Here is a 20,315-nt window from a genome sequence, read left to right as displayed (position 1 = left end):
TGCGCCCCTTCTCCCTCGCGTCGAACCCTCGGTTGCGACGGTAGTCGCTGGCCGTCGCGGCCCGCCCACTGGGTCAGGCGTAGGAGTGCAGGCCGCTGATCACGAAATTGATGAAGAACGTGTTGAACAAGATCATCACGAAGCCGACGGTGTTCACCACCGCCGCCCGGGTGCCCCGCCAGCCCGCGGTGGCCCGGGAGTGCAGGTACCCGGCGTAGACGACCCAGGCGACGAAGGCCACGGTCTCCTTGGGGTCCCAGCCCCACGGCCTGCCCCACGCCGACTCCGCCCAGATCGCCCCGGCGATGATGCCGAAGGTGTAGATCGGGAAGGCGAAGATCGTGGTCTGGTAGGCCAGCCGGTCCAGGGTGTCGGCCGGGGCCAGCCGGGCGCCGAAGCGGTTGGGCCTGCGGTCGTGCTTGACCCGGGCCAGGTACAGCAGGCTGACCACGCCGGGGATCAGCAGCAGCCCGCTGGACGAGGCCGCCGCGATGACGTGGATGACCAGCCAGTACGACTTCAGCGCGGGCTGCACGGGCGCGGCGTCGGCGTAGAGCACGGTGAAGCCGAGGAACATCAGGATGACCACCGGGGTCATCACGTACGCGCCCAGCCGCCGCACGTCGAACTTGCGCATGAGCACGAGCCAGCCGACGACGGCGACCAGCATGGTGGCCGCGCCGTACTCGTACATGTTGCCCCAGGGGGCGCGGCCGGTCGCCACGCCGCGCAGCACCAGCGACCCCAGGTGCAGCAGGGCGCCGAGCACGGTCAGCGCGACGGCCATCCGCCCGAAGCGCTCCGGCTTGGACCGGCGCGGCTCGTCGTCGAGCACCCCGATCTTGACCTCGGGCGGCGCGGGGACCGAGCCCGCGGCCACCAGCTCGCGCGCCTCGACGCGCTTGCGGGCCACCCGGCCGAACGCGCCCTCGACGGCGTAGCCGATGAGCGCGAGGAAGTAGATCAGCGTGGCGGCGGCGTAGGCCCAGTCGCTGTACTCGGCCAGGGTCTGGTCGATCGGCATGTCATCCCTTCCCGGAGCGCAGCGCGGAGACGATCCGGCCGAACTCCTCGCCGTATCCCGCCTGGTCGGTGCGCGCGAGGCCGCCGACGGACACCACGGTACGGCCATCGTCGCCGGGGCTCGCGCGCACCCACAGCCTGCGCCGCTTGACCGTCAGCGACACGCCGAGGCCGAGCAGCATCAGCACCGCGAACCCGAGCACCCACAGCTGCGTCGGGTCGTGCGAGACCTGCAGCGACACCCAGCGCTCGACGTCGCTGAAGCGCACCTTCGTGCCGTCGTCGAGGGTGATCTCCTCGCCGAGGGCGAGGTTCTCCCTGGCCACCCGCTTGAGCCGCCCGCTGTCCACCAGGGACTGGTCGACCTCGAAGATGGACTGCCCGCGGCCGGAGTCGATGCCCAGGTCGCCGCGCATGACGTCGACGGCCACACCGGGGTCGGTCAGGTCCGGGAAGCGGGAGCTGAGCACGCCGCCGTGGATGATCTGCGTCGGGGCGAACAGGCCGGTGACGGCCAGCTGCTTCTGCCTGCGCTCCTCGGGGTCGGTGACGCCGGGCGGGTCGAACTTGGTCGCGCCCTCCGACAGCAGGGTCAGCTCGTCGACCGGCCGCCACTGGATCGACTGGGTGCGGGTCTCGCCGTTGGGGAAGGTGACGGTGAACACCGGGGCGTAGCCGTGGCCGAGCAGGTAGAGCCGGTCGCCCTCGGTGCGCAGCGGCTCGTTGACCCGCAGGTCGTAGGGCCGCCAGGTGCCCGAGTCCAGGTCCGGCCCGGACTGGTAGTCGATGTCGGCGGTGAACTGGTCGGCCTGGCCCGAGGGCAGGTAGTCGGCCTGGAAGCTGTTGACCCGCACGCAGAACGGGGTGAGGTCGGTGCCGTCGACGCGCAGGCCGGGGCGGAAGGAGTCGTAGCCGAGGGTGCCCGCGTTGCAGAACTGCGAGCCGTTGGCCAGCACGATGACCTGGCCCTCGTAGTTGATCATCTTGCCGACCGCGAGCGAGACGATCAGCCCCAGCATGGCGAAGTGGAAGACCAGGTTCCCGGTCTCGCGCAGGTAGCCCTTCTCGGCGCTGATGGTGTGCGCGCCGCCCGCCTCGGTGCGCCGGGCGACCCGCCAGCCGCGCAGCAGGCCCGCCGCCGACTCGGCGACCTCGGCGGGCGGGCGGGCGTCGGCCGCGGTGTGGTGGTGCGGCAGGCGGGCGAGGTTGCGCGGGGTGAGGACGGGCTCGGCGCGCAGGGCGCGGTAGTACTCGGCGGTGCGCGGGACCAGGCAGCCCACGATCGAGATGAACAGCAGCAGGTAGACCGCGGAGAACCAGACGCTGGCGTAGATGTCGAACGCCTGCACGCCGTCGAGGAACTCGCCCCACCAGCCGTTGGCCTCGATGAAGGAGTTGACCGCGCGCAGGTTCAGCGACCGCTGCGGCAGCAGCGCCCCGGGCAGGGCGGCCAGCGCGAGCAGGAACAGCAGCACGAGCGCGGTCCGCATGGAGGTCAGACCGCGCCAGGTGTTGCGGAGGAAGGCCGTCATAGCGGCAGCCGGACGTCGGAGACCACGGTGTTGCGCAGCCAGGACACCAGCTCGCCCCACAGCCCGGTGACCAGCGCGAGCCCGACGACGATGAGCAGGCCGCCGCCGACGAGCTGGATGGTGCGGCCGTTCCTGCGCAGCCAGCCGGTGGCCCGCACGGCCCACCGCGCGCCGAGGGCGATCAGCAGGAACGGCAGCCCCAGGCCGAGGCAGTAGACGACGACCAGCAGGTACCCGCGCGCCGCCGACCCGCCGGTGGCGCTGGCCAGCGACAGCACCCCCGACAGCGTCGGCCCGATGCAGGGGGTCCAGCCCAGGCCGAACACCGCGCCCAGCACCGGCGCGCCCGCCAGGCCCATGCGCGGCGTGCGGTGGATGCGCACGTCCTTCTGCAGCGCGGGGACCAGGCCGATGAACACCAGGCCCATCGCGATGGTGACCACGCCGCCGACGCGCTGGAGGATGTCCTCGTTGATCAGCAGGGCGTCGGCGAGCCAGACCAGGCTGCCGACGGTGGCGGTGAAGACGGCGGTGAAGCCGAGGATGAACAGCGCGACCGCGCCGAGGACCCGGTACCGGCCGCGCTTGCGCTCCTCGTCCGCGCTGACCGCGGGCGCGTCCGCGCCGACGAGGGCGGCCAGGTAGGCCAGGTAGCCCGGGACGAGCGGGACGACGCAGGGGGAGGCGAAGGACACCGTCCCGGCCAGCAGCGCGACGAGACCGGCCAGCACCAGCGGGCCGGATACGGCGATCTGCGTCGGGTCCACCCGATCAGGGTAGGCAAGCGCCCATCCGGCCCCGCAGCCGGAGGTCGCACGGCGCGGGCTGGGTCACAGGCACTTTCGAGTGTTCCTCTGGTAACGGGGCTGAGCTGGGGGTTCAAACAGGAAACCCGCATTCGGCGGTACTGGATCGATTTTGCACCTTGTCGGCCTGCGACCGTATACGACGCTGCTCCTGGTCCGGAGGGAGTAGCGAGGAGGTGCGAACCGTGGCAGATCCCGTCCGTCCCGCAGTCGACGCGGTGTTCACCCGGTTGAAGTCCGCCGCGTTCCACGAGCTGGTCGACCGCGCCCGCCGCGGGGACCGGACCGCGGCCGAGACGCTGGTCGCGTGGATCCACCCGGCCATCGTCCGCTACTGCCGCGCCCGGATCGGCCGCACCGGCTCGGCGTTCGCCACCGCGGACGACGTCGCGCAGGAGATCATCCTGGGGGTGCTCAAGGCCATCCCGCGCTTCGCCGACGAGAGCTCGGCGTTCATGCCGTTCGTCTACGGCATCGCGTCCAACAAGGTGGCCGACCACTACCGCCGCGTCGCCCGCGACCGCTGCGAGTCCGTCGCCGACCTCCCCGAGCTGCCCGACACCGGCGCGAGCCCGGAGCACCTGGCCGTCCGCGGCGAGCTGACCAGCCGGATGGCCGCCCTGCTTGAGGAGATCGCGCCGCGCCAGCGCGACATCCTGATCCTGCGCATGGTCGTCGGGCTGACGGCCACCGAGATCGCCTCGACCCTCTGCATGAGCCCGACGGCGGTGCGGGTCGCCCAGCACCGGGCGCTGGGCAAGCTCCGCGGCCGCCTGCGCGCCGAGGACTGGCTCTGACGCTGCTCCGGAGCTACTCCGCGATCAGCCGGTCCAGCAGCGGTTCGAGGTCGGAGGCCAGCAGCGCGCGCATGAACGCGGCGGCGACGCGGCCCTGCTTGTCGATGACGAACGTCGCCGGGACGACCGCGCGCGGGTAGCCCTTCAGGGCCAGCAGCGAGCGGCCCGGCGGGTCGTAGATCGACGGGTAGGTCAGGTCGCGGTTGGTCATGAAGTCGCGCGGCTCGGCCTCTTGGAAGTCGCGCACGTCGATGCCGAGCACCTGCACGCCCCGCTCGCCGTAGGCGTCCTGGATCTGCTGGAGCTCGGGGGCCTCCACCCGGCACGGCGGGCACCAGGCGCCCCAGACGTTGAGGACGACGACCTTGCCGCGGTAGTCCGACAGCGCCAGCGTCTTCTCCGGCTCCATCAGCGACGGCCCGGACAGCTCCGGCAGCGGCTTGCGGTCGGCGCCCTCGTAGGTGATGTCGGTCTGCCCGCCCGGGGAGACGAACACGAACTCGGAGTTCACCGGCGAGTTGTCCGTGGTGCAGCCCGCGACCAGCAGCAGCGCCAGGACCGCGACGACCGCCCTCATGCGCCGGTGTTCTTCGGGTCGCTGGCCCCGGCAGGCTCGCTGTAGCGGATGGCGACCAGCTGCTCGTCGTCGAACACGAGGCTGGTCAGCGAGGCCAGCGAGCACTGGCGGCGGGTCGGGTTGTGCCAGAGCCGCTTGCCCTCCAGGTAGCGGCGGACCGTCCACACCGGCAGCTGGTGGGACACGCACACCGCCTCCCGGCCCTCGGCGGCCAGCCGCGCCCGGTGCACCGCGCCCAGCATCCGGTGGGCGATGCGCAGGTACGGCTCGCCCCACGACGGGGTGAACGGGTCGCGCAGGTGGGGCCAGTTGCGCGGCGAGCGCAGCGCGCCGTCGCCGACGGACACCTTGCGGCCCTCGAACACGTTCTCCGACTCGATCAGCCGCTCGTCGGTGGCCAGGTCGAGCCGGTGGGAGGCCGCGATGGGCAGCGCGGTCTGCTGCGCGCGCTCCAGCGGCGAGGCGACGACGTGGGCGATGTCGTTGCCGCTGAGGTGCTCGGCGACGGTCAGCGCCTGCCGCTCGCCGGTCGCCGAGAGCCGGTAGCCCGGGAGCCTGCCGTAGAGCACGCCGGTGGGGTTGTGCACCTCGCCGTGGCGCAGCAGGTGGACGATCGTCTGGGTCACGCTGGCTCCTTCGCGGCGGCCGCGGCGGCCGCCGCGTGCGGCAGGGCGGCGGCGATCTCCTCGAACGCCGCGTCGTCGAGGGCGGCGCTGACGAACCACGCCTCGAACGCGCTGGGCGGGGCGTAGACCCCGTGGTCGAGCAGGGTGTGGAAGAACGGGGGGAAGCGCCAGGTCTGCGCCGCCTTCGCCGAGGCGTAGTCGGTGACCTCGTCCTCGGTGAAGAACACGCTGAGCAGGTTGCCCGCGTACTGCACCCGGTGCGGCACCGACGCCGCGGTCAGCGCCTCGCCGAGCAGCGCGCCCAGCCGCTGGGAGTTGGCGTCCAGCGCCTGGTAGACCGCGGCGTCGGCGGCGCGCAGCGTGGCCAGGCCCGCGGCGACGGCCACCGGGTTCCCCGACAGCGTCCCGGCCTGGTAGACCGGCCCGGAGGGGGCCAGCTTCGCCATCACCTCGGCGCGGCCGCCGAACGCGGCGGCGGGCAGGCCGCCGGACATGACCTTGCCGAAGGTGTAGAGGTCGGCGGCGACCGGCTCGATGCCGTGCCACCCGGCCGCCGAGACCCGGAAGCCGGTCATCACCTCGTCCATGATCAGCAGCGCGCCGTGCGCGGCGGTGATCTCGCGCAGGCCCGCGTTGAAGCCCGGCCGCGGGGCGACCGCGCCCATGTTGCCCGCCGCGGCCTCGGTGATCACCGCGGCGATGCCCGGCCCGTGCTCGGCGAAGGCGGCCCGGACCGCGTCGAGGTCGTTGTAGGGCAGCACGAGGGTGTCGGCGGCCTGCGCGCCGGTCACCCCGGGCGAGGTCGGCAGGCCGAGGGTGGCCACGCCCGAGCCCGCGTCGGCGAGCAGGGCGTCGACGTGGCCGTGGTAGCAGCCCGCGAACTTGATGACCTTGGTGCGGCCGGTGAAGCCGCGGGCCAGCCGAACGGCGCTCATCGTCGCCTCGGTGCCGGAGTTGACCAGCCGGACCTGCTCGACCGGGGCGACCCGGCCGATGATCTCCTCGGCCAGGTCGATCTCGGCCGGGGTGGGCGTGCCGAAGGACAGCCCGCCCGCGGCCGCCTCCCGCACCGCGTCCACCACGGCCGGGTGGGCGTGGCCCAGGATCATCGGGCCCCAGGAGCAGACGAGGTCGACGTAGCGGTTGTCGTCGGCGTCCCACAGGTGCGGCCCGCTGCCCGCGACCATGAACCGGGGCGTCCCGCCGACGGCGCTGAACGCGCGCACCGGCGAGTTGACCCCGCCGGGGGTCGCCCGGCGGGCGCGCTCGAACAGCTCGGCCGATGCGCGCACGTGCGCTGGCTGGGAAGTCACGCTCCCAGTCTGGCAAACGGACCGGCGTGTCCGGGGTCACGGGGTTAGGGTGCGGGACGTGTGGCGTCTGTTGCTCGTGGTCGCGGCCCTGGCCTTGGCGGCCCCGCCCGCCGCGGCGGAGCCGCCGCTGCGCCTGCCCGAGCAGATCACCGACCGGGTCGACGCGCTGGCCGGGCAGCGCCCGCAGGTGCAGCGGGCCGTCGACCAGCTCTACGACGAGCACCGGCTGCGGCTCTGGGTCGTCTACGTCGACTCCTTCGACACCTCCGGGTGGGCCGAGCGGACCGCGGACCTGAGCGCGCTGGGCGAGCGGGACGTGCTGCTCGCCGTGGCCACCGGGGCGCGGGAGTACCGCATGGTCTCCCCCGGCCTGCCCGCCGAGGTCAGCAACGCCGAGCTGGACGAGATCCGCGCCGAGCGGGTGGAGCCCGCGCTGCGCCGGGCCGACTGGGCGGGCGCGGCGATCACCGCGGCGACCGGCCTCGCGGCGGCGGCCGAGCCGCGCGGATACGGGTCGCTGCTGGTCATCGCGGGCCTGGTGGTCGTCGGCGGGGTCGGCGTGTGGTGGTACTCCCGCCGCCAGCGCGGGCGCAGGCTGACCGCCGGGCTCGCGGCCGCGCGCGACCTCGACCCCGACGACACCCGGGCGCTGGCCGCCCTGCCCCCCGAGGTGCTCGACGAGCGGTCGCGGGAGCTGCTGGTCGAGGTGGACAACGCCCTGCGGGCCAGCGCCGACGAGCTGGAGCTGGCCAAGGCCGAGTTCGGCGAGGCGCGCACCCGCCCGTTCACCGACGCCTACGCGGGCGCGCGCTCGGCGCTGGACACCGCCTTCGCGCTGCGGCAGCGGCTCGACGACGACATCCCGGAGACCCCGGCGCAGCGGCGGGACATGCTGGTCGCCCTGATCAGCGGCCTGGCCAGGGCCGACCGCGACCTCGACGCCCGGGTGGCCGAGTTCGACGGCCTGCGCGACCTGCTGATCGACGCCCCGGCCCGGCTGGAGTCGCTGACCGAGCAGGTCGTCGGGATCACCGTGCGGCTGCCGAAGTCCGAGGCCGCGCTGGCCCGGTTGGCCGCGGAGTTCCCCGCGCCCGCCGTCGCCGCGGTCCGGGAGAACGTGGCGATGGCCCGGCAGCGGCTGGCCTTCGCCGAGCAGGCCATCGCCGACGGCCGCGCCGCGGTCGCCCGGCCCGCGGGCGAGCAGGGCGGCGCGGTCTCGGCGATCCGCACCGCGGAGGGCGCCATCAGCCAGGCCCGCGCGCTGCTCGACGCCGTGGACCACGCCGACGACGACATCCGCACCGCGGTAGCCGAGCTGCCCGCGGCGGTCGAGGCCCTGCGGGCCGACATCGCCGCCGCCGAGCGCTTGGGCGACCCGGCGGTCGAGCCCGCCCTGGCCGCGGCCCGCGCCGCCGTGGCCGCCGACCGGTCCAACCCGCTGGGCGCCCACGCCGCGGTGACCGCCGCCGACGCCGACCTCGACGCCGCGATCGCCGCGGCAGGCGAGCGCCAGCAGCGGGTCGACCTGCTCCAGCAGACCCTCGCCGCCGCCCGGGCCCGCATCTCCGCGGCCGAGGACTTCATCGCCACCCGCCGCGGCGCGGTCGGCGCCCAGGCCCGCACCCGGCTGGCCGAGGCCCGCCGCCACTACGCCGAAGCGGACCGCGCCGCGGACCCGCGGACCGCCCAGCCGCACGCCCAGGCCGCGCTCGACCTGGCCACCGCGGCCACCACCGCGGCCGAGTCCGACGTCTACCGCTGGGACGCCGCCCGCACGGCGGGCCAGGGCGCCGACGTGGGCGCGATGCTGGGCGGCATCCTCATCGGCAGCATGCTCGGCGGCCGCTCGCGGGGCGGCTTCGGCGGTGGGTTCGGCGGCGGGTTCGGCCGCGGCGGCGGCGTCGGCCCCGCCTCGTTCGGCGGCTCCCGGGGCACCCGCCGCTACAGCGGCGGCGGCCGGTTCTGACCGCCTGCCCGCGCCGAGCGGGCACAATGGCGGGAGAGGCCCAGGAAGGGACGACCCATGACCGAACAGCCACCGCCGGGCGACTACAGCGAGGCAGGCGTCCCCAGCTTCGACTTCGTCCGCGACAAGATCGAGTCCCGCTTCGCCACCTCGCTGGGCTCCACCGAGCTGGCCGAGGCGGGCGGCGAGGCCGCCGACATCGACCAGCGCATGGCCGACCGCGACAAGGCGGGCGCCGACCGCCTCGAGCAGATCCGCCGCTCGCTGCGGGGCGAGTAGCGGCCGGTCAGCCCGGCAGGACCGCGGGCTCGGTCGGTTCCGGGATGCGCCGGGAGCGCGGGCGCACGGCGAGGACGAGGTTGCGGATCGCGTCGACCAGGGCGAAGGCGGCGGCGGCCCCCGCGGCGACGGACAGGGCGACCAGGTCGCCCGCGTACTCGGTGAACTCCACGCCCGGCCGGTCGGCCAGCGGGGTCGTCACGACCACCCCGCGGTCCCAGAGCCACGCGGCCAGGGCGGCCAGGGCCACCGCGACGACGACCTCCACCGCGGCGGCGATCGCCCGCCGCGGCTGGTGCAGCGGTTCACCCGGTTCGGGCCAGGTCAGGTCGGCGCCCTCGGCGGTCACCCGGTCAGCCTCTCATGCCGCGCCGCCGGACCCGTGCAGAACTCGCGGACGTCGGTGCGCAGCAGCAGCGCGATGACCACCGCCCACAGCAGCGCCAGGACCGTGCCCACCACCATGTCCAGCGGCGCGGACAGCCCCACCGCCACCGCGTGCGCGGTCAGCACCCCCCACAGCGCGAACACGAACAGCACCACCCGCGCCCACGCATGCCCGGCCAGCACCGGGAACGCGACGGCCAGCGACCCCAGCGCCGCGACCGCCGCGGTCATCGCCATCCAGTCGGGCTCGCGGTCGGAGAGCACCAGCAGCACACCCACCGCACCCGCGCCCAGGACCGCTCCGCACAACGCCGCGATCACAGCAAGGGGACGCTCCGTCGAGTCGGGGTGAGACGCCATCACGGGGGATATGTAGCCGCTGCCCCCTCCGGTGTTACCGCCCTTCTCAGTAGGCGCGCCTGCGCGCCCCGAAGTACTCGTTGGAGTCGCGCACGTACATCGGCACGATGGCCGCGGCGACGAGCGCGATGATCGCGACGGCCACCCCGGCGTTGGCCCCCGCGGTGCCGAGCAGGGTCAGCAGGATCAGCAGCCCGCCGAACACGGTGAGCACGATCCGCGCCCAGTTCCGCCCGGCGCGCATGGGGAAGGCGCAGCCGACGAAGGCCACCAGGAAGATCAGCGGCAGGGCGATGGCGACCGCGACGAAGACGTCCGCGGCCTGCTTGAGCTGGTCGCCGCTGATGCCGGTGTTCGCCTCGCGCAGCGCCTGCTCCACCGACGCGCGGTCGATCGTCAGCGCGCCCGCCAGGCTGAGCAGGAGCACGGCGGACACCGCGATCCACAGCCAGAACGCGATGGTCACCGTGCGCGGGCGCGCCGCGGACGGCTCCGGACGCGCGTCCGGGGCGGCGGGCATGGGCTCGTAGGGGTTGTTGGGGCCGCTGGTAGTCATGGTGGAAACGCTATTGGGTCACCGGGGCCTGCGCATGCGGGCCTGGAAGTAGGCCGTCGACTCGCGCTGGAACAGGTACACCACGGCCGCCGAGCAGCAGGCGACGTCGGCCAGGTTCCACATCAGGCTCAGCTCGGCGTTGGTCTGCACCGCGACGCTGAGGAAGCGCGCCAGGCTGAACGCCGTCAGCCCGGCGAAGACCACCCGCGCCCAGTTGCGGCCCGCGCGGAACATCATCGCCAGCAGCGTGAACAACCCGATCGTGATCAGCACGCCGATGACCCCGGCCACCGGCACCGCGCGCGACATCATCTCGATCTCCGCCGCGGTGGCGTCGGGCGCGGCCTGGCGCACGACCTGGGCGGTGAAGTCGCCGTCGAAGACGGTGATCAGCGTGCCGACGGAGCCGACGGCCGTCCCGCCGATCGCCAGCCACGCGGCGGTGTCCACGGCCTTGGGCCGCGGCGGCGTCGAGGGCACCGGGAGCGGGGGCATGGCGGGGAAGGTCACGTCTCCTCCGATCGCGCGCCGAGTGCGGCGGTGAGCGCGGCGCGCAGCCTGCCGGGGTGCTTGGCCCAGGCCAGGACGGTGCTGCCGTCGTCGAGCGTCAAGGGGATCTCGGTGGTCTTGCGGGGCACGGCCAGCCCGCCGCCGAGCACGGGGGCGCCTGCGGCCGCCTCCTCCGGCAGGCCGGTGATGCGTGCGACGGGCACCTGCTGCTGGCCCTGCCGCAGGGTCTCGTCGGTCAGCTCGACCGCGCACACCGTGCGGCGGGCCTTGACCCAGCCCGCCGCCATGAGCGTCAGCACGACCCCGACGACGGTCCAGGCGAACCCGTGCACCGGCCCGCTCAGCGCCTCCACGCCCGCCCCGGCCAGGCAGAACGCGGGCGCCCACAGCACCGGCCACCAGGTGGCGCCCGGCTCGGCGTAGCGGGCGCTCATCGCCCGTGCGCGTCGTAGAAGCGGCGCGACGACGGGAAGTACAGCACCGCCATCGCCACGATGGTGAGCAGCGCGCAGACCAGCCCGAAGATGGTGACCCGGCCGAAGCCGTACTGGAAGAACGCGCTTAGCAGGCCGACGACGAGCAGCAGCGTCCGCGCCTTCCGCACGCCCGTGCGCGCCTGGTAGGCCAGCAGCCAGTACAGGGCGAGGAAGACCACCGAGCCCGCGATCAACCAGACCGTGAGCCCCTGGACGACCTCGTCGGCCTGGGCGGGCGGCACCGCCTGCGCCTTGGCGTAGCCCTCCACCAGCACGGCCCGGTTCGCCAGCACGACCAGCCCGCCTGCCAGCCCGATGGCCCCGGCGACGAGCCAGAGCCAGTAGGCGGCGCGCACCAGGCCCGGCGGCTGCGCGCGCGGGCCAGCGGCCTCGTCGGCCGTCGGCATGATGGGCGGTTCCTCGGTGGTCACCGCTCGACGATACTCAGCGCAGCCAGCGCGCGGCCTCGGCGGCCCAGTAGGTGAGCACCAGGTCAGCGCCCGCGCGGCGGATCGACAGCAGCGACTCCATGATCGTGCGCTGCCGGTCGAGCCAGCCCCGCTCCGCGGCGGCCTCGATCATCGCGTACTCGCCGGAGACCTGGTAGGCGGCGACGGGCACGTCGGAGACCTCGCGGACGGCCCGGATGACGTCGAGGTAGGCCAGCGCGGGCTTGACCATCACCAGGTCGGCGCCCTCCTGCAGGTCGAGCGCGACCTCGCGCAGCGACTCGCGGACGTTGGCCGGGTCCTGCTGGTAGCTGAACCGGTCGCCGGTGAGCGTGGACTCGACGGCCTCCCGGAAGGGGCCGTAGAAGGCGGAGGCGTACTTGGCCGCGTAGGCCAGGATGCCGACCCCGTTGTGGCCTGCGGCGTCGAGCGCCTCGCGCACGACCCCGACCTGCCCGTCCATCATCCCGCTCGGCCCGAGCAGGTGCGCCCCGGCCTCGGCCTGGGCGACGGCCATCTCGGCGTAGATCGTCAGGGTGGCGTCGTTGTCGACCCGCCCGTCGTCGTCGAGGACGCCGCAGTGGCCGTGGTCGGTGAACTCGTCGAGGCACAGGTCGGACATCAGCACGGTGTCGTCGCCGAGTTCGGCGCGCAGGTCCCGCAGCGCCACGTTGAGGACGCCGTCCGGGTCGACCCCGCCGGAGCCGACCGCGTCCTTGGTGGTGGGCACGCCGAAGAGCATGATCCCGCCGACCCCGGCCTGCACGGCCTCGACCGCGGCTTTGCGCAGCGAGTCCCGGGTGTGCTGCACGACCCCCGGCATGCTGGACACCGCCACCGGCTCGGTGGCGCCCTCCTTGACGAACATCGGCAGGATCAGCTGCCGCGGCGCCACCTCGGTCTCGGCCACCATGCGCCGCATGGCCGCCGTCCCCCGAAGCCTGCGCGGCCGATGGCTGGGAAACATCGTCCCAGTTTATCGCTGCCGCATGCGGCGCAGACCCCGCCCGCCAGGTGCGGCGGGCGGGGTCTGGGCGGATCGGTCAGCGGCGGGCGCGCTTGGTCTTGCGCGGGGGCGGCAGGGCGCCTTCGGCGCGCAGCCGGGCCGCGTGCTCGGCCAGGGCGTCGACCAGGGCCGGGACGGTGGCGTGCTCGGGCTGGACGTCGACGCGCAGGCCGAACTCCTTGGCCGTCTCGGCGGTCTTCGGGCCGATGCAGGCGACCAGGGTGCGGGCGTGGGGCTTGCCCGCGATGCCGACCAGGTTGCGCACCGTGGACGACGAGGTGAAGCAGACCGCGTCGAAGCCGCCGGTCTTGATCATCTCGCGGGTCTCGGCGGGCGGCGGGGCGGCGCGCACGGTGCGGTAGGCCGTCACGTCGTCGATCTCCCAGCCGCGCTCGCGCAGCCCAGCGGCCAGCGTCTCGGTGGCGATGTCGGCCCGCGGGAGCAGGACGCGCTCCACCGGGTCGAGGATGTCGTCGTAGGGCGGGAAGTCGGCCAGCAGGCCCTCGGAGGACTGCTCGCCCGAGGGCACCAGCTCGGGGTTGATCCCGAAGCCGCGCACCCGCTCGGCGGTCGCCTCGCCGACGCAGGCGATCTTGACCCCGGAGAACGCCCGGGCGTCCAGGCCGAACTCGGCGAACTTCTCCCACACCGCGCGCACCGCGTTGGTCGAGGTGAAGATCACCCACTGGTAGCGGCCGTCCACCAGGCCCTTGACCGCGCGCTCCATCTGCGCGGGCGAGCGCGGCGGCTCGACCGAGATCGTGGGGACCTCCGACGGGATGGCGCCGTGCAGGTGCAGGCGCTCGCTCATCTCCCCGGCCTGGTCCTTCGTCCGCGGCACCAGCACCCGCCAGCCGTAGAGCGCGCGGGACTCCCACCAGGACAGCTTCGCCCGCGCCCCGACGACCGCCCCCACGGTCACCACGAGCTGCCCGGACATCTCGCCCGCGTCGGCGGCCAGCGAGGCCAGCGTGGTGTCGATCGTGCGCTGGCTGGTCGCCGTGCCCTCCGCGGTCACCGCGACCGGGGTCTGGGCGGCCAGGCCGTGCTCGACCAGCGCCGAAGCGGCCTCGGCCAGGTGCGAGGCGGTCGCGTGCAGGACGATCGGGCCGGGCACGCCAGCCAGGCCCGCCCAGTCGATGTCGCCGCGGACGTCGACCTCGGTGTGCGTGGAGCCCAGGGCGATCCCGGCGTAGGCGGGCACCGCGGTGGCGGGCGAGACGCCCGGCACCACGTCGAAGGCCACGCTGGTCTTGGCCACCGCCTGCGCCTCGGCGACGACCGCGGAATGGGTCAGCGGGTCGCCTGCGACCAGGCGGACGACGACGCGACCGGCCTTGGCCTCGGCGGCGAGGTCCTTGGCCACGTCGCCGGGCTCGCCGACGGCCGGGCGGACCTCGGCGTCGGCGCGGGTGCAGGCGAGCACGCCCGCGGGTACGTCGGGATCGGTCACCACCAGTTCGGCGCGGTCGAGCAGCTCCCTGGCGCGCACGGTCAGCAGTCCGGCGTCACCGGGTCCGGAGCCCACGAACGCGACGCGACCGGGGGACTTGCGGGCACGGGTGGTCATGTCAGGCCACTTCCTCATCAACTACTGCTCGGGGCCGGAAAGCACCCCGGCGCCGAGTTCCAGCAGCTCGGCGGCCACCGCGCGGCCGAGCTGGCATGCATCGGTCAGGTCCCCCGTGGCCGAGGCCCGCAGGATGTCCACCGGCCCGGTGATCGGGTCGGTGTCGGCCGCGTGCACCGCGGCGACCCCGCGCAGCGACAGGCGCAGGACCACCTTGTCGTCGGCGTCGAGGTCCTCCACCACGTCGGCCAGCGCGCCGACCGGCGCGCTGCAACCCGCTTCGAGCGCGGTGAGCAGGGCGCGCTCGGCGGCCGCTGCCGCCCGCGTCGCCTCGTCGTCCACAGTGGAGCGGAGCAGGTGCTCGGTGTCGACGTCGTCGACCCGGCACTCCACCGCCAGCGCGCCCTGGGCGGGCGCGGGCAGCATCTGGATGGGGTCCAGCGTCTCGGTGATCTCGTCGAGCCTGCCCAGCCGGGCCAGACCCGCGCGGGCCAGCACGACGGCGTCCAGCTCGCCGTCGCGCACCTTCCTGACCCGGGTGTCCACGTTGCCGCGGATCGGCACGACCCGCAGGCCGAGGCCGAGCGCGTGCAGCTGCGCGGCCCGCCGCGGCGAGCCGGTGCCGACGGTCGACCCGGACGGCAGCTCGCCGAGGGTCAGCCCGTCGCGGGCGACCAGCGCGTCGCGCGGGTCGGCGCGCAGCGGCACCGCGGCCAGCGAGAGCCGCGGGTCCGGCGCGGTCGGCAGGTCCTTGTAGGAGTGCACCGCCACGTCGACGGTGCCGTCGGCGAGCGCGTCGCGCAGCGCCGAGGTGAACACGCCGATGCCGATCTGCGGGATCGGCGCCGACGAGAGGTCGCCGGGCGTGGCCACGGTGACGATTTCGACCCGGGCTCCCGCCTTGGCCAGCGCGTCGGCGACGGTGCCGGTCTGCGCGACGGCCAGGGCGCTGCCCCGGGTTCCGATCCGAAGTGTCCTCATGATGGGCGGCCGTCCGTTGTGGATTCGGCGGCGGTGAGGGCCGCGGGGGCCGAGGGGTCGAGCCCGAACAGCTCGCGCAGCGCCTCGGCGTACCCGGTGCCGTCCGGCCCGGAGGCCAGCTCCTTGACCCGCACCGTCGGGGTGTGCAGCAGTTTGTCGACCACCCGGCGCACGGTGCGGGCGAGTTCACCGCGCACGGTCTCGTCCAGCTCGGGCAGCCGGGTGTCCAGGCGCAGCAGTTCGGCGTCGACGACCTCGGCGGCGCGCCTGCGCAGCGCGGTGACCGTGGGGGTGACCGCGGCCGAGCGCTGCGCGGCCAGGTAGGCGCGCACCTCGTCGGCCACCATCTCGTGGGCCCGGCGGGTGTCCAGCCCGCTGGGCGCCTCGGCCAGCCGCCGCTGCAGGCTCTCCAGGTCGACCACGCGCACGCCGGGCACGCCGGCGACGCCGTCCTCGACGTCGCGGGGCAGGCCCAGGTCGCAGACGACCAGCGGGCGGGTCCGGGCGGCGACGTGCTCGGCGAGCACGACCGCGCCCATCGCGCCGGTGCAGGCCACGACGAGGTCCGCGCGGTCGATCTGCGCGGCCAGGTCGTCGAGGCCGACGGCGGAGGCGGGCACGCCCTGCTCGGACAGCGCGGCGGCCAGCCGGGCGCCGTTGGCCCTGGTCCGGTTCGCCACGGCGACCGAGCCGATGGCGGCCCGGCGCAGCGCCGCGGCGGCCAGCCCGCCCATGGAGCCCGCGCCGACGATCAGCGCGTGCCGCCCGGCCAGGCCGTCGAGCACCCGGTCGGCGTCGGCCAGCGCCTCGCTGACCACGGAGGCGCCCGCGGCGTCCAGGCCGGTGTCGGAGTGCACGCGCTTGCCGATGCGCAGCGCCTGCTGGGTCAGCTCGTGCAGGGCCCGCCCGACGGTCCCGGCCTCCTTGGCAACCTGGTAGGCCTGCCGGACCTGGCCGAGGATCTGCGCCTCGCCCACGACCATCGAGTCCAGGCCTGCGGAGACGGTGAACAGGTGCTGGGCCGCGGCGGCGGCGTAGTGCACGTACAGGTGGTCGTGCAGCTCGGCGGCGCTGAGCCCGGAGTGCCGGGCCAGCACGGCCACGACGTCGGACAGGCCCGCGTGGAAGGCGTCGACCACCGCGTAGACCTCGACCCGGTTGCAGGTCGAGACCAGCATGGCCTCGCCGACGGCCGGGCAGCCGATCAGCTCGCCGAGCAGCTTGGGCACGTCCGGGGCCGAGACCGCCACCTGCTCCAGCACGCGCAGGTCCGCCGTCCGGTGGGACATGCCGATCGCGAGGATGCTCACCTGACCACCATCCCATCCACCCGTCCATTCAGGCTCGGGTTCGCGGGAGCCTGACCGTCCGCGCGGCGGGCGACGTGGAAGGAGAGCACCTGCAGCTCGACCGCGAGGTCGACCTTGCGGACCTCGACGTGGTCGGGCACCTGCAGGACCACGGGGGCGAAGTTGAGGATGCACTGCACGCCCGCGGCGACCAGCCGGTCGCACACGCCCTGGGCGGCGGGCGGCGGGGTCGCGATGACCCCGATGGAGACCTCGCGCTCGGCGCACACGCGGGTGATGTCGTCGATGTGGTCGACCGGGATGCCGCCGACGGGCACGCCGATGAGGTCGGCGTCGATGTCGAACAGGGCGCTGACCGGGAAGCCGCGGCCGGGGAAGCCGCCGTAGTTGGCCAGCGCGTGGCCGAGGTTGCCGATGCCCACCACCGCGACGCTGTGCTTGCGGGTCAGGCCGAGGATGCGCTCGATCTCCTCGATCAGCACGCTGACCTCGTAGCCGACGCCGCGGGTGCCGTAGGAGCCGATGTAGGACAGGTCCTTGCGCAGCTTGGCCGAGTTGACCCCGGCGGCGACCGCGAGCTCCTCGCTGGACACCGTCCCCGCGCCCTGCTCCTGCAGGCCCGACAGCACGCGCAGGTAGACGGCGAGGCGGGCCACGGCGGCCTCGGGGATCGCTCGGGCGCGGTCGCGGGCCGCGGGCACATCGGCCACCCGCGGGATGGGGGCGGTGACCTCGGCGGCGCCGGGGGCGGCCGGGCCGACCCCGTTCCGCTGGCCTCGCTGTGCCGCCACGCTGCTACTCCTCGACAGACATGTCACCGGGTTGTCACCACGGTACCGCTTGTGAACGTGTGCACAAAGTCAGTGGTAGCGGGCTTGACACACACCACACTGTGCGCGTTCGGGTGCGACCGGGGCCACTTTCGCCGTGCCCGGTGCGGCGGGGGCGGGCGGCCGCCCCCGCCGACCCCCTCAGTGCTTCGGGGGCATCATCACCGCGTCGATCACGAAGACGGTCGCGTTGGCCGTCGGGATGTTGCCGCAGAGGACCTTGGCGCCGTTGACGGTCATGTCGTCGCCGGAGCCCGCGATCTTCAGCGGCGGCGCGGTCTTGTTCAGCGACGGCACGCTGCCCGCCTCCTGCAGGGCGGCGGCGTCGTAGCGCTGCGGGACGACGTGGAACTGCAGGATGGGGGCCAGCTGGTCGGGGTGGGCGGCCAGCCGCTGGAAGGTCGCCGCGCCGAGGGCCTCGAACGCCGGGTCGGCGGGGGCGAAGACGGTCAGCGCCTCGGCGCCGTTGAGGGCGTCGGCCAGGCCGTCAACCGCGCCGACGGCGGCGACGAGCTTGGTGAGCAGCGGGTTGGTGCTGGCCGCCGTGGCCACCGGCTGCGGGCCCATCGCGGTCAGGCTGCCCGGCTCGCCGTCGGCGGGCAGCTGGGCGCAGGCGGGGCCGAAGGTGTCCGCGGCCGTGGTCGCGCCCGGCGCGGCCGCCGCGGTCGTGGTGGGGGCGGCCGCGGTCGTCGTCGCGGTGGTCGCGGCGGCGCCGGGCGAGGGCTCCTCGCGGTTGGCGCACGCGCTGAGCGCGAGCGCGACCGCCGCGGTGGCGGCCAACGCGGGAACCAGCTTAGTGTTCACCAGGGATCACTCCGTTCCGAAGGGACTGTCACCGGTGCTTCGGAGCCGAGGCCGCCGCGGATGGGCGCTGATCTCTCTCAGGATGCTGATTTCTCAGGAAGCGGTGAACAGCACCGAGTGCCATCCGGTCGCGCCGTCGGGGATCGGCGGCACGCGCTCCTCGGCCTGGGTGCGGCCTGCCGCGTCGGTGGCCCGCACCTCGGCGCGGTGCTCCCCCGGCGCGACCTCCACCGCGACCCGCCACATCCGCCACGCCTGGTCGGTGACCTCGGCGGCCAGCTCGGCCCGCTGCCACCGTCCGCCGTCGACGCGCACCTCGACCCGCTCGACGCCGACCGTCTGCGCCCACGCCACCCCGGCGATCACCACCCGCCCGGCGGGCACGGTCTGGAAGGGCCGGGGCGCGTCGATGCGCGACTGGGTCTTGATGGGCGCCTCCTTCGCCCAACCGCGGTCCTGCCAGTAGAAGGTCTTCGCGCCGTCGCGGATCAGTTCGAGGTCGACCACCCACTTGGTGGCCGAGACGTAGCCGTAGAGCCCCGGGACGACGACCCGTGCGGGGAAGCCGTGCTCGATCGGCAGGGCGTCGCCGTTCATCCCGACGGCCAGCAGCGCGCCGCGCTCGGCGGACAGCACGTCGGCGACGGGGGTCGCGGTGGTCCAGCCGTCGGCGCTGGTGGCGAACACCTGCCCGGCCTCCGGCCGCACGCCCGCCCTGGCGAGCAGGTCGCGCAGGGGCACGCCGGTGAAGACCGCGGTGGAGACCAGATCGCCACCGACCTCATTGGACACGCAGGTCATCGTGACGACCTTGTCGACCAGCCCCATGCGCGTGATGTCGGCGAAGCCGAGCTCCAGCTCGTCGTCGACCAGGCCGTGGATGCGCAGCCGCCAGTCCTCGGCCCGGATCCGGGGCACGGTCAGAGCGGTGTCGATCCGGTAGAACCGGCTGTTCGGCGTGATGAACGACGGAGTCCCGTCAGCGGCGAAGTCAGCCGCAGGCACCGAGATGCGCCGCCCCGCCATCACCGCCCCCACCGCCCGCCGCGACGCCTCCACATCAACCCGCCCCCCGACCACCTGCCCCCCGAGCGCCGCGACCCCCGCACCGACCACCACACCCCCGGACCCGATCAGGAACGCCCGCCGCCCCTCATCAGTCCCGGCCCGCCGAGCCAGCCGGTGCAACCACCGGAACACCCCAGCCCCCACCACGGTCGCCACAACCGGCACGAGAATCGCCAACTGCCCAAGATCTCCCCTCCCCCACACGGCCGCCCCCACGACCACCCCCAGGGCGACCGCAACCCCGACCCCCGGCCCGACCGCCCGCCGCGACAGGGCCCCCGCCACCACCCCCAACCCGACGAGCACCGCAGCCATCCCCAGGAAGAGCAGCCGCTTGTCCCACTCCGGCCCCACCGACTTCCCGATCTCCGTCAACCACCCCGGCGACAGATCGACAACCCACGCCCCCACCGCCACCACCGGCGAAGCCCCCACCCCGACAACCCCCGCCACCAGATGCCCAGCCGCCACCCCCGCCGCCACGGCAACCACCCCGACGACCCCAGCCCGCCCCAGCGAAAGCTTCTCCACACCCCCCATTCGACGCCCACCCCACCCCGGTTTGGAACCCCCGCGCTACGCCCCCAACGCAGCCCGCAGCCGATCCTCCTCAACCCGCCAATACCCGTGCTCAACCCCATCCACCAAGATCACCGGCACCCGATCCCCGTACTCCGCCCGCAACTCGGCATCCCCATCAACATCAACAACCCGCCACCCCACCCCCAACTCCCCACAAATCCGCGCCACCTCAGCTTCAGCCACCACACAGGCCGAACACCCAACCCTGCTCATCACCTCAACACGCACCCCACCACGCTACCCCCGCCCCCGCCCCCGAGGCACCGGAGCCCACACCCCACAGCCCCATCCCACATCCCGCTGGCGAGACAGCCAACCGAAGGGCAAGCAGCCAAAGCCCACACAACCACAAACACCCAGGACATTAATTTAGTGTTCGGTGAGCACCCCAATAACGCAACGCGCCCACCCAAAGTGTCCGATGGGGTGGACTCGCATTCGCGGGGAGCGAAACGCCGCTAAACTGGCCAGGGCGTGAACGGGCTCCGCCCGCCTTCACCGCCTTCA

23 protein-coding genes are annotated in these 20,315 nt (G+C 74.2%); 3 read left to right on the top strand and 20 right to left on the bottom strand.

Annotated features, from left to right (window positions below; all coding sequences use genetic code 11):
• Positions 1-73: 73 nt before the first annotated feature.
• From ccsB to ACWEPX_RS30155, 3 genes are read right to left on the bottom strand one after another with little or no spacing between them, the layout of a single operon-like run.
• The gene (ccsB, locus tag ACWEPX_RS30165) at positions 74-1,024 is read right to left on the bottom strand and encodes a c-type cytochrome biogenesis protein CcsB (RefSeq protein WP_451900657.1); all 951 of its coding nucleotides are present in this window, start codon (positions 1,022-1,024) and stop codon (positions 74-76) included.
• A 1-nt stretch (position 1,025) separates the two neighbouring features.
• Positions 1,026-2,555 carry a cytochrome c biogenesis protein ResB gene (resB, locus tag ACWEPX_RS30160; protein WP_451900656.1) on the bottom strand — a complete coding sequence of 510 codons (1,530 nt, stop codon included), beginning with the start codon at positions 2,553-2,555 and terminating at the stop codon, positions 1,026-1,028.
• Positions 2,552-3,322 (bottom strand): cytochrome c biogenesis CcdA family protein, encoded by a 771-nt coding sequence (locus ACWEPX_RS30155; RefSeq protein WP_451900655.1) that lies wholly within the window; start codon positions 3,320-3,322, stop codon positions 2,552-2,554. Before ACWEPX_RS30155 ends, resB begins: the two co-directional genes overlap by 4 nt.
• A 269-nt stretch (positions 3,323-3,591) precedes the next feature.
• Between ACWEPX_RS30155 and shbA the strand changes: the two genes are divergently transcribed.
• Positions 3,592-4,158 (top strand): RNA polymerase sigma factor ShbA, encoded by a 567-nt coding sequence (gene shbA / locus ACWEPX_RS30150; protein WP_451900716.1) that lies wholly within the window; start codon positions 3,592-3,594, stop codon positions 4,156-4,158.
• 13 nt (positions 4,159-4,171) lie between these two features.
• On the opposite strand, the gene ACWEPX_RS30145 is transcribed toward shbA, so the two are convergent.
• The 3 genes from ACWEPX_RS30145 to hemL are packed head-to-tail and all read right to left on the bottom strand — an operon-like array spanning position 4,172 to position 6,674.
• Positions 4,172-4,735 (bottom strand): TlpA family protein disulfide reductase, encoded by a 564-nt coding sequence (locus ACWEPX_RS30145; protein WP_451900654.1) that lies wholly within the window; start codon positions 4,733-4,735, stop codon positions 4,172-4,174.
• Entirely contained in the window at positions 4,732-5,361 is a 630-nt protein-coding gene (locus ACWEPX_RS30140) for a histidine phosphatase family protein (protein WP_451900653.1), read from the bottom strand. The genes ACWEPX_RS30145 and ACWEPX_RS30140 overlap by 4 nt, the downstream gene beginning before the upstream one ends.
• Positions 5,358-6,674 carry a glutamate-1-semialdehyde 2,1-aminomutase gene (gene hemL / locus ACWEPX_RS30135; protein WP_451900652.1) on the bottom strand — a complete coding sequence of 439 codons (1,317 nt, stop codon included), beginning with the start codon at positions 6,672-6,674 and terminating at the stop codon, positions 5,358-5,360. Before hemL ends, ACWEPX_RS30140 begins: the two co-directional genes overlap by 4 nt.
• Before the next feature lie 58 nt (positions 6,675-6,732).
• Here hemL and ACWEPX_RS30130 point away from each other — a divergent pair, with 58 nt between their 5' ends.
• Together ACWEPX_RS30130 and ACWEPX_RS30125 are read left to right on the top strand one after the other, a co-directional pair.
• Positions 6,733-8,640, top strand: coding sequence for a TPM domain-containing protein (locus ACWEPX_RS30130; RefSeq protein WP_451900651.1), 1,908 nt, complete (start codon positions 6,733-6,735; stop codon positions 8,638-8,640).
• A gap of 57 nt (positions 8,641-8,697) precedes the next feature.
• Entirely contained in the window at positions 8,698-8,919 is a 222-nt protein-coding gene (locus ACWEPX_RS30125; RefSeq protein ID WP_451900650.1) for a hypothetical protein, read from the top strand.
• A 7-nt stretch (positions 8,920-8,926) separates the two neighbouring features.
• Here ACWEPX_RS30125 and ACWEPX_RS30120 read toward each other — a convergent pair whose 3' ends face one another.
• The 14 genes from ACWEPX_RS30120 to ACWEPX_RS30055 form a co-directional block, all read right to left on the bottom strand.
• The gene (locus tag ACWEPX_RS30120) at positions 8,927-9,268 is read right to left on the bottom strand and encodes a hypothetical protein (protein ID WP_451900649.1); all 342 of its coding nucleotides are present in this window, start codon (positions 9,266-9,268) and stop codon (positions 8,927-8,929) included.
• On the bottom strand, positions 9,265-9,627 hold the full coding sequence (locus tag ACWEPX_RS30115; protein ID WP_451900648.1) for a hypothetical protein: 363 nt from the start codon (positions 9,625-9,627) through the stop codon (positions 9,265-9,267). Before ACWEPX_RS30115 ends, ACWEPX_RS30120 begins: the two co-directional genes overlap by 4 nt.
• An 85-nt stretch (positions 9,628-9,712) precedes the next feature.
• Positions 9,713-10,222 (bottom strand): hypothetical protein, encoded by a 510-nt coding sequence (locus ACWEPX_RS30110; protein WP_451900647.1) that lies wholly within the window; start codon positions 10,220-10,222, stop codon positions 9,713-9,715.
• An 18-nt stretch (positions 10,223-10,240) separates the two neighbouring features.
• Positions 10,241-10,732 (bottom strand): hypothetical protein, encoded by a 492-nt coding sequence (locus ACWEPX_RS30105; protein ID WP_451900646.1) that lies wholly within the window; start codon positions 10,730-10,732, stop codon positions 10,241-10,243.
• On the bottom strand, positions 10,729-11,166 hold the full coding sequence (locus ACWEPX_RS30100; RefSeq protein ID WP_451900645.1) for a hypothetical protein: 438 nt from the start codon (positions 11,164-11,166) through the stop codon (positions 10,729-10,731). Before ACWEPX_RS30100 ends, ACWEPX_RS30105 begins: the two co-directional genes overlap by 4 nt.
• Positions 11,163-11,639 carry a hypothetical protein gene (locus tag ACWEPX_RS30095; RefSeq protein ID WP_451900644.1) on the bottom strand — a complete coding sequence of 159 codons (477 nt, stop codon included), beginning with the start codon at positions 11,637-11,639 and terminating at the stop codon, positions 11,163-11,165. Before ACWEPX_RS30095 ends, ACWEPX_RS30100 begins: the two co-directional genes overlap by 4 nt.
• 13 nt (positions 11,640-11,652) lie before the next feature.
• Entirely contained in the window at positions 11,653-12,624 is a 972-nt protein-coding gene (gene hemB, locus ACWEPX_RS30090) for a porphobilinogen synthase (protein WP_451900643.1), read from the bottom strand.
• A gap of 76 nt (positions 12,625-12,700) precedes the next feature.
• Positions 12,701-14,233, bottom strand: coding sequence for a uroporphyrinogen-III synthase (locus ACWEPX_RS30085; protein ID WP_451900642.1), 1,533 nt, complete (start codon positions 14,231-14,233; stop codon positions 12,701-12,703).
• 21 nt (positions 14,234-14,254) lie between these two features.
• Entirely contained in the window at positions 14,255-15,217 is a 963-nt protein-coding gene (hemC, locus tag ACWEPX_RS30080; RefSeq protein ID WP_451900715.1) for a hydroxymethylbilane synthase, read from the bottom strand.
• The gene (locus ACWEPX_RS30075; RefSeq protein ID WP_451900641.1) at positions 15,211-16,524 is read right to left on the bottom strand and encodes a glutamyl-tRNA reductase; all 1,314 of its coding nucleotides are present in this window, start codon (positions 16,522-16,524) and stop codon (positions 15,211-15,213) included. The genes hemC and ACWEPX_RS30075 overlap by 7 nt, the downstream gene beginning before the upstream one ends.
• Positions 16,521-17,315, bottom strand: coding sequence for a redox-sensing transcriptional repressor Rex (locus ACWEPX_RS30070; protein WP_451900640.1), 795 nt, complete (start codon positions 17,313-17,315; stop codon positions 16,521-16,523). The genes ACWEPX_RS30075 and ACWEPX_RS30070 overlap by 4 nt, the downstream gene beginning before the upstream one ends.
• Before the next feature lie 180 nt (positions 17,316-17,495).
• Positions 17,496-18,158 carry a fasciclin domain-containing protein gene (locus tag ACWEPX_RS30065; protein WP_451900639.1) on the bottom strand — a complete coding sequence of 221 codons (663 nt, stop codon included), beginning with the start codon at positions 18,156-18,158 and terminating at the stop codon, positions 17,496-17,498.
• A gap of 93 nt (positions 18,159-18,251) precedes the next feature.
• Positions 18,252-19,766 carry a molybdopterin-dependent oxidoreductase gene (locus ACWEPX_RS30060; protein ID WP_451900638.1) on the bottom strand — a complete coding sequence of 505 codons (1,515 nt, stop codon included), beginning with the start codon at positions 19,764-19,766 and terminating at the stop codon, positions 18,252-18,254.
• A 36-nt stretch (positions 19,767-19,802) separates the two neighbouring features.
• Positions 19,803-20,021 (bottom strand): glutaredoxin family protein, encoded by a 219-nt coding sequence (locus tag ACWEPX_RS30055; protein ID WP_451900714.1) that lies wholly within the window; start codon positions 20,019-20,021, stop codon positions 19,803-19,805.
• Positions 20,022-20,315: the final 294 nt, after the last annotated feature.

The organism is Actinokineospora sp. NPDC004072 (assembly GCF_053604195.1).
Note: the sequence above shows the minus strand (reverse complement) of the source record. Positions and strands in the feature narration are given on the sequence as shown.

Bases quoted from the DNA above. Each gene is read 5' to 3' on its own strand.
- ACWEPX_RS30125 (WP_451900650.1), top strand. From the start codon at position 8,698: ATGACCGAACAGCCACCGCCGGGCGACTACAGCGAGGCAGGCGTCCCC.
- resB (WP_451900656.1), bottom strand. From the start codon at position 2,555: ATGACGGCCTTCCTCCGCAACACCTGGCGCGGTCTGACCTCCATGCGG.
- ACWEPX_RS30110 (WP_451900647.1), bottom strand. From the start codon at position 10,222: ATGACTACCAGCGGCCCCAACAACCCCTACGAGCCCATGCCCGCCGCC.
- ACWEPX_RS30055 (WP_451900714.1), bottom strand. From the start codon at position 20,021: ATGAGCAGGGTTGGGTGTTCGGCCTGTGTGGTGGCTGAAGCTGAGGTG.
- ccsB (WP_451900657.1), bottom strand. From the start codon at position 1,024: ATGCCGATCGACCAGACCCTGGCCGAGTACAGCGACTGGGCCTACGCC.
- ACWEPX_RS30145 (WP_451900654.1), bottom strand. From the start codon at position 4,735: ATGAGGGCGGTCGTCGCGGTCCTGGCGCTGCTGCTGGTCGCGGGCTGC.
- hemB (WP_451900643.1), bottom strand. From the start codon at position 12,624: ATGTTTCCCAGCCATCGGCCGCGCAGGCTTCGGGGGACGGCGGCCATG.
- ACWEPX_RS30100 (WP_451900645.1), bottom strand. From the start codon at position 11,166: ATGAGCGCCCGCTACGCCGAGCCGGGCGCCACCTGGTGGCCGGTGCTG.
- ACWEPX_RS30060 (WP_451900638.1), bottom strand. From the start codon at position 19,766: ATGGGGGGTGTGGAGAAGCTTTCGCTGGGGCGGGCTGGGGTCGTCGGG.
- ACWEPX_RS30085 (WP_451900642.1), bottom strand. From the start codon at position 14,233: ATGACCACCCGTGCCCGCAAGTCCCCCGGTCGCGTCGCGTTCGTGGGC.